5 protein-coding genes are annotated in these 8,279 nt (G+C 66.7%); 2 read left to right on the top strand and 3 right to left on the bottom strand.

Annotation, left to right across the window (positions count from 1 at the left end; translation table 11 throughout):
* Positions 1 to 78: 78 nt before the first annotated feature.
* Together mdoH and ACQKJZ_RS16650 are read right to left on the bottom strand one after the other, a co-directional pair.
* Complete coding sequence (gene mdoH, locus ACQKJZ_RS16645) at positions 79 to 1,878, bottom strand: glucans biosynthesis glucosyltransferase MdoH (protein WP_427732491.1); 1,800 nt, start codon at positions 1,876 to 1,878, stop codon at positions 79 to 81.
* Positions 1,875 to 3,389: a glucan biosynthesis protein gene (locus ACQKJZ_RS16650; RefSeq protein WP_427732493.1), complete on the bottom strand. Its 1,515-nt coding sequence runs from the start codon at positions 3,387 to 3,389 to the stop codon at positions 1,875 to 1,877. The genes mdoH and ACQKJZ_RS16650 overlap by 4 nt, the downstream gene beginning before the upstream one ends.
* A 210-nt stretch (positions 3,390 to 3,599) precedes the next feature.
* On the opposite strand from ACQKJZ_RS16650, the gene ACQKJZ_RS16655 reads away from it, so the two are divergent.
* The gene (locus ACQKJZ_RS16655; protein ID WP_427732495.1) at positions 3,600 to 6,545 is read left to right on the top strand and encodes a TonB-dependent receptor domain-containing protein; all 2,946 of its coding nucleotides are present in this window, start codon (positions 3,600 to 3,602) and stop codon (positions 6,543 to 6,545) included.
* Between the two features lie 173 nt (positions 6,546 to 6,718).
* Here ACQKJZ_RS16655 and ACQKJZ_RS16660 read toward each other — a convergent pair whose 3' ends face one another.
* On the bottom strand, positions 6,719 to 7,327 hold the full coding sequence (locus ACQKJZ_RS16660) for a TlpA family protein disulfide reductase (RefSeq protein WP_427732497.1): 609 nt from the start codon (positions 7,325 to 7,327) through the stop codon (positions 6,719 to 6,721).
* A gap of 16 nt (positions 7,328 to 7,343) precedes the next feature.
* On the opposite strand from ACQKJZ_RS16660, the gene argH reads away from it, so the two are divergent.
* Positions 7,344 to 8,279, top strand: a 936-nt coding sequence (argH, locus tag ACQKJZ_RS16665) for an argininosuccinate lyase (RefSeq protein WP_427732499.1), incomplete at its 3' end; no start/stop codon positions are given.

Here is an 8,279-nt window from a genome sequence, read left to right on the forward strand (position 1 = left end):
GGCTGAACGGCTGTTGTAGATAGACATCTTCCCAAAACCCCGTTCAGGCTGAGCGAAGTCGAAGCCCACGCTGTACCGTCACGCCAAAGCCAAAGGCCGAACCGGCTCCGCCACCTCCGACCCCGGCACCGCGAACACGCCCTTCTTCGCCAGCCGCTCGCCCGGCCGCACCTTGGCGGTCTCCATCGCCATCCACGGCGCCAGCAGCAATCCCAGCGTCACCGGTGACAGCCACGCCCCCAGCATCGGGTTCAGGAACGACACGACCACCAACGCGGCCCCCACTCCCAGATGCCAGTAATAGCGCGGCATCGCATCCGCCGCCGCCAAGCCGTCGCGCACCCGGCTCTGCGGGCTCCAGCCCGACGGCTTGCCGCGCACGATGTTGATCAGATCGATCGTCTGGGTGAGCGCGACGACGGGCGCGGTCAGAATCGACAGCGGCACGTCAAGCGCGACCGAGGCCAGGATGCCCTTCGCCCCACCATAGCTCGCCCGCCGTTCGGCATCCGCCATCGCCCAGAGGATGCTGAGCACCTTCGGCCCGAACAGCAGGACCAGCGTCACGACCAGCACCTGGGTCGAGGTGACCGCGCGCACCGTCGCGGCATCGTCGGACAGGCTCTGCGCGATCGAGGTGGCGATCAGGATCAGCCAGGCGGGCGACATCAGATAGGCGGAGGCACCGATCAGCAACTGCAACCGGCTGATCCAGTGGAACCCGCTCGCCCCCAGCAGCTTGAGATGCTGGATATTGCCCTGCGCCCAGCGCCGGTCGCGCACCGCCTGGTCGATCAGAGTGGGCGGAAACTCCTCGAAACTGTCCTCGACCATCAGCATGTGCAGCCGCCAGCCGCGCCGGCGGAGCAGCGCCGCCTCGACCATGTCATGGCTCATGATCGTACCGCCGAAGGGCGGCCGTCCGGGCAGGTCGGGCAGGCCGCAACTCTCGGCGAAGGCGCGGATGCGGATCAGCGCATTATGACCCCAGAAGGTCGATTCGGACCCCGACCACCAGACGAGGCCAGCGGTCGAGATCGGTCCGTAGAAGCGGCTGGCGAATTGCATCCAGCGTTGGAAGAAGGTCGTCGCGCCGATGATCATCGGCACGGTTTGCAACAGCGCGATCGACGGGCGCTGCTCCATCACCTGCGCCATGCCGACGATGGTGTCGCCGCCCATCAGGCTGTCGGCGTCGAGCATCAGCATGAAGTCGTACCCGCCGCCATGGTTGCGAATCCATTCGGCGACATTGCCGGGTTTGCGCCCGACATTCTCGGTCCGGCGACGATAATAGAGCGGCACCCGCAGGCGCGGCGCCCAGCATTCCCAGGCGGCGCGCTCTTCGTCCTCCGCCGCTTCGCCCGAATCGGACAGAACGAAAAAGGCGAAGCGGTCGGCCGCGCCCGCGCGGTCGATCATGACCGCCATGCGCGCGATCCGGTCGAAGACCGCATCGACATCCTCATTGTGCACCGGCACCAGCACGGCGGTGCGCGCGGTCGGCGGCGCGGCGTTCTTGGGGGCGGCGGTGATGCCGGGATGCGCGCGCGAGATCAGCAGGATGAAGCCGATCGCCGCCGTCACGAAGCCGAACGAGATCCAGGCGAACAGCGGGAAGAACAGCAGCAGGAGCAGCCCGTCGAGCAGGCTGAACCCGTCGCTGAGCAACGCCTCCTTGACCGACGCGGAGGCGGCGGTAGCGAGCAAACCGGTGATCAGCACCAGCAACAGCCGACGCGTCAGGATATCGTCGGGGGACAGGTTGATGCCCGGGCGCGGATCGGGGGCGTCGTGCGGCGGCGGCGGGCCGTCGAACCGCTGGACCTCCATGGTCAGCGGCGCCGGCTCGGGCATCATCGCGTGGGGATGGTTCATGGCAGGAAGACCGGCATCAGCACCGTTTCGGTCAGCGCCTTGCCCCCCCGCTTCAGGAACAGGCGGACATCGGCCGGTCCCTGTCCTTCCGGCGCGATGTCGGCGGTCACGCGCCAGCGATTGACCTGCCCGACCACCGGATAGGCGGCCTGGGTCAGCATCTTGCCGCGCGCAACGGAGATGTCGGCGGTGACACTGCTCTGTCGGTCGAGGCCGGCCAGCGCCGGGCCGACGAAATCGACCACCAGCTTGCGTGCGCCCGGCGTCGGTTCGGCCCCCGGCCGGCCGGCGGCGCCGGTCCATTCATCGACCGCATGGGCGACGGCGGGCACCACGGTGGGGTCGGTCGATGTCCAGCTCAACCGGTAATCGAACTGGCGCTTCTGCCCGGCCTTGGGCGCATCGGCGGGGTTCCAGAAGGCGACGATATTGTCGACCGTCTCCGAATTGGTGGGGAAGGCGTAGAGCATCACCTGCCCACGCCCCCAGTCGCCTTGCGGCTGGACCCACAGGTTCGCGCGCCGGTCGTAGAAGGCGCCGTCGTCCTGATAATGGTCGAAGTCGCGGTCGCGCTGGAGCAGGCCGAAGCCGCGCGGATCGGTGTCGGCGAAGCTGTCCAGCGTGGGACGCGGTGGATTGACCAGCGGCCGCCACAGCCGCTCGCCCGCGCCGGTCAGCAGCGCGAGGCCGTCCGAATCGTGAATCTCGGGCCGCCAGTCGCTGCCCGCCGCACGATTGCCCTCGCCATACCAGAACATGCTGGTCGCGGGCGCGATGCCCAGCCGCTCGACGTCGCGGCGGAAGAACAGGACGGCGGACACGCGCTGTTCGACGCCGTTCGCGGCCTTGGCCGACTCGATTCGGTACGCGCCGGTGACGCTCGGCCCGTCGAGCAGCGCATGGACGGTATAGGCCTGCGCGCCCGTCCGCTCGATCCAGAAATCGGTGAAGGCGGGGAATTCCTCGCGCCCGTCGATGCCGGTATCGATCGCGATGCCGCGTGCCGACAGGCCGTACTGGTCCTGCGCGCCGGCGGTGCGGAAATAGGAGGCGCCCTGGAACGCCAGCCAGTCGCTCTTGCCGTCCGCCGTCATCGCGCGGAAGCCGGCGATGCCGAGCGGCGGCGCATGGCCCGCCTCCGCGGTGAACAGGTCGGCCGAGAAGGGGACGGTGCGCGCGGTGCCGCCCTCGACGATGTGGATGCCGACCGGGTTGGGGGCATAGCGGCCGAGCGGGAACAGCCGGATGCCGCCCGCCAGCGTCTTGTCGTCGCGGTAGCGGATGGTGCCGACCGCGTCATAATCGATCGCGGCGGCGGCCTCGACCTTGGCTTGTGGCGTATAGGGCCGATGCGCCAGCTGCTCGGCCCGGCTCTGGAGCATCGCCCAGGAAAAGGGCTGCTCCTTGCCCAGCGGTGCGGCACTCTGTGCGGCGAGGCGGGTGGCCATTGCCGGCGACAGTCCCAAAATGGCGAAGGCGGCGACCAGCTCGCGGCGATTGGCCTGCATCATCGGCTCCCTGAAGCGTCATTCGTCACGTCCGATAGTTCGCTGGGCGCAACGATCCATTGGTGCAACGCAACATGCGATGATCGGTTGCCTGGGACTGCTCACCCGACCTCCTATCCAAAAATAGCATCCTAAAGATGGTATAATATATTTGACATGGGCGTGATCTTGGGTCAGCCTTTGGTCCTATAAGATCAAAGAGGGGGGTCATCCGTGACCGGAAATTACAAGAAGCTGGCCTGTTCGGCCGGTGCCATTGCGATTGCGCTACTCTCGGTGTCGACGGCGAAAGCCCAGCAGCAGGGGGCGACGTCCGACGCCGCCAAGATTGCGGGTAACGGAGAGGCAGGACAGGACGGCGAGGCGATCGTCGTCACCGGCACCCGCCTGCAACGGCCCAACCTGACCAGCAACAGCCCGCTGACCGTCGTCGATGCTACCGAGATCCGCTATCAGGGCGCGGTCCAGGTCGAGAATGTGCTCAACCGCCTGCCGCAGGTGACGCCGGACGCCAATGAGAATGGCTCGAACGGCTCGGACGGCACCGCGCGCGTCAACCTGCGCAACCTGGGCAGCAACCGCAACCTGGTGCTGATCAACGGGCAGCGCATGCTGCCGGTGCAGGCCAACGACCTGAACTTCGTGCCGACCGCGCTGATCAAGCGCGTCGACGTGGTGACCGGCGGTGCCTCGGCGGTGTACGGCTCGGACGCGATCTCGGGCGTGGTCAACTTCATCCTGCGCGACGATCTGAACGGCGTGCGCGCCGATGTGCAGTACGGCTTCGCCCAGCACCAGAACGACAACGACTTCGCGCGCGGCATCCAGCGTCAGGCCAATTACCGCCTGGCCCAGCCGATGATCCTCGACGGGCAGAAGCTGGACGTCAACCTGGCCTTCGGCACCAACTTCCCCGACGGACGCGGCAATGTGACCGCCTATTTCGGCTATCGCGACACCAAGCCGATCCTGCAGGGCAATCGCGACGTCTCGTCCTGCGCCTTCGATCCGGCGGGGGCGGGCAATTCGACGCTGACCTGCGGCGGATCGAGCAACAACCAATATGGCCTGTTCGACCCGATCACCGGTCCCAGCGCCGATGCGGGCCGTTTCAACAACACCCGCGACGGCAACCGCACCTGGGTGCCCTATGACAACAGCTTCCGCTATAATTATGCGCCGCTGAACTATTTCCAGCGCAACGACACGCGCTACACCGCCGGCGCCTTCGCCAAGTACGAGATCACGCCCGCGATCGAGGCCTATGGCAGCGTCATGTTCATGGACGACCACACCAATTCGCAGGTCGCCCCCTCCGCATTGTTCCAGGGCTACACCTACACGATCAATTGCGACAATCCGTTCCTGAGCGCGCAGCAGGGTCAGATCCTGTGCGGCAACGCCTATGGCACCAACGCCTCGCAACAGGCCTATATCGGCTATCGCCCGGTCGCCGGGAACGCGCGGCCGCGTCGCGACGATCTGCGTCACACCGACTACCGCTTCTCGGGCGGCGTGCGCGGCCAGATCGCGGAGGGCATCCGCTATGACGCCAACGCGCTGTTCTCGACGGTGTTGTTCAACGAGACCTATTCGAACGACATCGACCCGTCGCGCGCCAACCGCGCGATCCAGGTGGTCAACCGCAACGGCACGCCCACCTGCAAATCGGTGATCGACGGCACCGACCCGAACTGCATTCCGCTCGACATCTTCCGCTTCAACGGCATCTCGGATGCGGCCTTCGGCTACATCTACGCGCCGACCTCGACTCGCGGCGTCGACAAGGAAACCGTGTTGAGCGGCAATATCAGCGCCGACCTGGGCACCTATGGCGTGAAGTCGCCCTGGTCGAATGACGGCATCGGCGTCGTCCTTGGCGTCGAGCATCGCTATGAGAGCCTGGAGTTCCGCGCCGACGCGCTCGCCCTGCAAAAGGGGACGAAGGAGACGCAAGGCCGGTTCGACGTAAACGAAGTCTTCGCCGAAATCGAAGTGCCGCTGATCCAGGACAAGCCCTTCTTCAAGGACCTGTCGCTCAACGCCGGTTATCGCGGATCGGACTATAGCAACCTGTCCAAGATCGTCTCGACCTACAAGGCCGAGCTGTCCTGGGCGCCGACCAGCGACGTCCGTCTGCGCGGCAGCTACAACCGCGCGATCCGCGCCGCCAATGTGTCCGAGCTGTTCGGGCCGCAGTTCAACGGCAATGTCAGCGCGCAGGACCCCTGCGCCACCGCGACGCCGACCGCGACCTTCGCCCAATGTGCGCGCACCGGCGTGACCCAGGCGCAATATGGCCGTATCACCGACTGCCCGGCGGAAACCTGCACCGCGCAGTTCGGCGGCAATCCGGCGCTGCGTCCCGAAACCGCCGACACCTATACGGCGGGCATCGTCTTCACGCCCAGCTTCCTGCGCCGCCTGACCTTCTCGGTCGATTATTACGACATCCGCGTGCGCGACTATATCGGCTCGATCTCGGTCAACCAGACGATCAGCCAGTGCATCGCAACCGGCAACCCGTTCTTCTGCAACCTGTTCAACCGCGATCCGCGCGGCGGCATCATCTTCGGCGACCAGGGCTATATCGTCTCGACGACGCAGAATACCGGCTCGCTGCGCACCTCGGGTGTCGATTTCCTTCTCAATTATCTCCAGCCGCTGGGCGGCGTCGGCTCGCTGGGCGTCGATTTCCAGGGCAACTGGAACCGCAAGCTGGTCAACGAGCCGGTGCCGGGTCTCGGTTCCTATGACTGTGTCGGCTTCTTCGGCCCGGTTTGCGGCCAGCCGACGCCCGAATGGCGGCACCAGGCGCGCTTCACCTGGACCGATGCGGCCAAGGTCGGCTCGCTGTCGCTCAACTGGCGCTATATCGGCGCGACGAACCTGACCAGCAACTCGTCCGATCCGAACCTGTCGGGCACGCCGTCGGCGTTCAACAGCCGGATCAAGGCGTATAATTACTTCGACCTCGCCGGCACCGCCAAGGTGCAGGACGGCATCGTCTTCCGCGCGGGCGTCAACAACCTGTTCGACAAGGATCCGCCGATCATCGCGCAGGGCCTGCTGACCTCGTTCGGCAACGGCAACACCTATCCGGGCCTGTATGATGCGGTCGGCCGGACCGTCTTCATCGGCCTGACCGCCGAGTTCTGATGACGGATGGGGGCGGCGGACCGTCGCCCCCCGTTCGACGCTCTGGCGTGCGCATTTAAACCCAGACTGCCCCGTTCGGCCCAAAGGCCGGGCGGGGTTCTTTTTCATCCAGATGCAGTTCTACCTCGCTCAGCCTGAACGGGGGGCTTAAACCATAGGCAACGGTCTGTCCCTTACACCTCGGCGAGCAGTTTCTGCGCCTCGGTCCCGGCCCAGTCGAACCCGCCGGTCACGCGCCAGATCTCCTTGCCAGTCGCATCGTAGAGGATCGTGGTCGGCAGATTGGCGCGGTAATGGGTGCTCAGTCCCAGCTTGGGGTCGAGATAGACGGGCAGCGCGTCGAGCTTGCGACCGGCCAGGAAGGGCGTGACCTTGGCCGCGCCGTCCAGGTCCTGGCTGATCGCGATCACCGCGACCTTGCCCTTCAGCCGTTCGGCCGTGGCGGCGAGCGTCGGCATCTCGGCGACGCATGGCCCGCACCAGGTCGCCCAGAGATTGACCAGCACCGGCTTGCCCCGGAAATCGCCGAGGGTGGCCGGCTTGCCGTCCAGCGTCGTGAAGCCCAGCGTCGGGGCCGCTTCGCCCTTGTGGGCACGGTCGACCGTGCCGGCGGGCTTGGGGGCTTCGGGGGCGGGGGCGGCGGTGACTTCGCCGCCCGTCACCTCGCCGCTCGAAACTTCTCCGCTGGCGGTGTTGGCGGCTTGCTCCGGGGCGGGGCTTTGCTTATCGCACCCGGCGACCATCAGCCCCAGGAGACAGGCGATCACGGTACGCGACGACATGGGCGGCTCCAACGCAATGTGGGGCGGGCGCTTCGCAGAAGGTCCCGCCGCGGTGATGCGCGAGATAAACGCGTCCATCCCCTTCGACAAGCGACTGTGGAAACAGGACATCGCCGGATCGAAGGCGCATGTCGCCATGCTGGGCGAACAGGGCATCGTGTCGGCCGAGGACGCCGCGACGATCGCCGCCGGGCTGGATAAGGTCGCCGAGGATTATGCCGCCAATGGCGTGGCCGAGGACCTGACCCTCGAAGACATCCATATGCAGACCGAGGCGAAGCTGGCCCAACTGATCGGCCCGGTCGCGGGGCGCCTGCACACCGCGCGGTCGCGCAACGACCAGGTGGCGACTGATTTCCGCCTGTGGGTACGCGATGCGATCGACGAGACGCTGGTGGCGCTGGGCGCGCTGCGCGAGGCGCTGCTGACCCGTGCCGAGGAACATGCCAACAGCGTGATGCCGGGCTTCACGCATCTTCAGTCCGCGCAGCCGGTGACGCTGGGCCATCATCTGATGGCCTATCACGAGATGATCGTGCGCGACGCCAGCCGCTTCGCCGATGCGCGCGCGCGGATGAACCAGTGCCCGCTCGGCTCGGCGGCGCTGGCGGGGACGGGTTTCCCGGTCGATCGGCACATGACGGCCGCCGCGCTGGGCTTCGATGCGCCGACGCGCAACTCGCTCGACGCGGTCAGCGACCGCGACTTCGCGATCGACTATCTCCAGGCGGCGACCAACTGCTCGCTGCATCTGTCGCGCCTTGCGGAAGAGTTCGTGCTCTGGGCGTCGCAGCCCTTCGGCTTCGTCGCACTCTCCGACCAATGGTCGACCGGCAGCTCGATCATGCCGCAGAAGCGCAACCCCGACGCGGCCGAGCTGGTGCGCGGCCATGCCGGGCCGCAACGCGGCTGGGTCCGTACCGAGCGCGGCGCGGAAATGAAGGGGCGCGAA

The sequence above is a fragment of the Sphingomonas sp. NPDC019816 genome (assembly GCF_050274375.1).
Classification (GTDB): domain Bacteria; phylum Pseudomonadota; class Alphaproteobacteria; order Sphingomonadales; family Sphingomonadaceae; genus Sphingomonas.